This is a genomic window from Treponema sp. R80B11-R83G3 (assembly GCF_054786115.1).
The window spans coordinates 1-2,428 of the sequence record NZ_BDHF01000151.1; the positions used below are offsets into that span (position 1 = coordinate 1).

A 2,428-nucleotide genomic window follows, 5' to 3' on the forward strand; every position below is an offset into this window, starting at 1 on the left:
TTACGCTTCCATGCAGGCTGAACGCGCCAAGTGGCAGGGCGTTCTGGAAAAAATGGAGCAAAAAGACGAGAAATATTTTCATGACATGGAAATATATACTTCCAAAACGTTTATCGATTCTTATTACGGAGATATGGGCGGGATTTGCCTTTCAGCGCAACCTCAGCAAATATTAAAACCGGGATTTTTTGTTCAGCGGCTTTTGGATGTTACCGAGAAGCAGATTATCGGAATGTCAATACTCTATTTATCAAGCGGCGGTTTTGGCTCGCCTCTGGTTCAAGCAAAAAATTTCTGGCAGGCCTTCGCATTTAATCCGTTGTCTTCAGTATTAAGCCACTATTCGGAAAAACAACAACTGTACTTATACCTTCAATACAGAATGAATATGGAAAAAATAGCGTGGTCAACTAAACTGCCCGTCGTATTGTCAGGCGTTGACACGCCGTGGGGATTAATTTCAAATAACGGTTATTTTGGCGATATGATTCGCAAATATGAATACTCAAAATTAACAGCCAAAAAAGTTTCTAACGCGAAAGGTTTGTCCGTATATTATAAAGAAGACGCGTTCGCAGTCGCGTTAGTAATAATTGATCCTCGCGGTTATGAAGAGGCTGCGGATTTATCGCAAATACCGACGTTTCACGCTCACCGTGAATTACAGGACGCGGAAAATTTTAATTTTTAAAATGTTTTGTTCTCATTCCCCATTTTTTCTCTCTTTGTCTTCCTTTTTTCTCTTTTCTTTCTTCATTGCTCATTGCTAATTGCTAATTGTTAATTGCTCCCCACTCTCTTTTCTTTTTTCTTTTGAAACGCTATACTTCCCTCATGCCAAACACCAAACCCCTGCGGCGTTTTTTCATCAATTTGTTCACTTCGGGAAGGTATAAAGACCAAAGCGAATTCGGCATATCTGATAACGTAATCCAGTATGGACTTTTGAATTATATGCTCATAGGCGGGATAATCGGCATTGGAGCATTAACAGCGGCTATTGGCTGGCAAAGGGCATTCCTCAGCCGCCTAATTTGTTACTATTTTATATTTGTTTCGTTTATAATCCTTTTTCTTTCGCGGACAAAAATAAGGATAAGCCTTTTATCACTCATCTATATAATAGCCCTCAGCCTGTTCGTCATAATGCACATCTGGGACGGAAAAACCCACGGCGCAAACTTTATGTACGTCTTTTCAATCCCGCTTGCCTCGATATTACTATTGGGAATGTTACGCGGCATAATAATAACCGTGATAGTCGGAGTAATAATATCATTGCAGTTGTTTATACCCGGTCTTTCAAGATTTGACTATCATTCTGATTTTGCATTACGGGTAATTTTAGGCTATTTTATCGTTTCATCGCAGATGATAGTAATTGAATTGACCAGAAAAAACAAAGACCGCAAAATTGAAATCCAGAGAAAACAACTGGACGAACTTAACCGCGCAAAAAGGGAATTATTTGCCAACATGAGCCACGAAATGCGAACCCCGCTTACCGTCATGTCGGCTTATGCGCAATTCGCCGTTGAGGAAATCAGGGAGAACGGGGCAAACGAACAAACCCTCGCCGACCTTGCCACAATATCGAGCGAAGCGAAACGCCTTGCGGAAATGGCGGACGGCACGCTTAAAATATTGCTGTCCGAAGGACACGAAACCGAAACGCCCGTTGACGAACAAAAAATCGCGCCCGTAGACATAGGCGAATTATCCGCGCAAATCGCACGGCTTTTTGAACCAGTCGCCAAACGGAACGGACGCGCGTTAACCGTGGCAATCGGGCAAAACATTCCCCGCATACTCGCGGACTCAGGCTTGTTGACACAGTTATTATGGAACATATTACAGAACGCAATAATCCATTCACAGTGCCAAAATATTCACCTAACGGTAAAGGCAAACGGTCTTGACGTAACAATAACGATAAAAGATGACGGTTGCGGCATAGAAGCGGACACACTGCCGCATATTTTTGAACGCGGCACAGGCAGACACGGCGGAAGCGGCATAGGGCTTTCAATCTGCCGTGAAATAGCCCAAAAGCACGGCGGCAACATCGGCATACAAAGCGGACAGGGACAAGGCACAACCGTTACCGTCAACCTGCACGGAATTGACAGGGGGCATTAATTATGGAAGAAAAAGGAATCGTTTTACTTCTTGAAGACAACGAGAAAATACTGGACATAAACCGCAGAATGTTGGAAAAAGACGGGCTTGTGGTACTAACGGCGCAAACCATAGAACAGGCGCGGGAACGCATAAAAATCGCCGTCCCCGACGTGGCGGTGCTTGACATAATGCTCCCCGACGGAAGCGGGCTTGATTTTCTTGAAGAACTGCGCGAAGTAAGCGACGCGCCCGTACTTTTTCTGACGGCAAAAGCGAAACGCGCCGATGTACTGGCGGGATTAAAAGC

At 44.1% G+C, this 2,428-nt stretch carries 3 protein-coding genes; all 3 read left to right on the forward strand.

The window, feature by feature from the left end:
- The coding region (locus ACYVRH_RS11810) for a hypothetical protein (protein ID WP_461257115.1) at window positions 1-691 on the forward strand (691 nt) is incomplete at its 5' end.
- Window positions 692-834: 143 nt separating this feature from the next.
- Complete coding sequence (locus ACYVRH_RS11815) at window positions 835-2,139, forward strand: sensor histidine kinase (RefSeq protein WP_461257116.1); 1,305 nt, start codon at window positions 835-837, stop codon at window positions 2,137-2,139.
- A gap of 2 nt (window positions 2,140-2,141) precedes the next feature.
- A partial coding sequence (locus ACYVRH_RS11820) for a response regulator (protein WP_461257117.1) occupies window positions 2,142-2,428 on the forward strand: 287 nt, incomplete at its 3' end.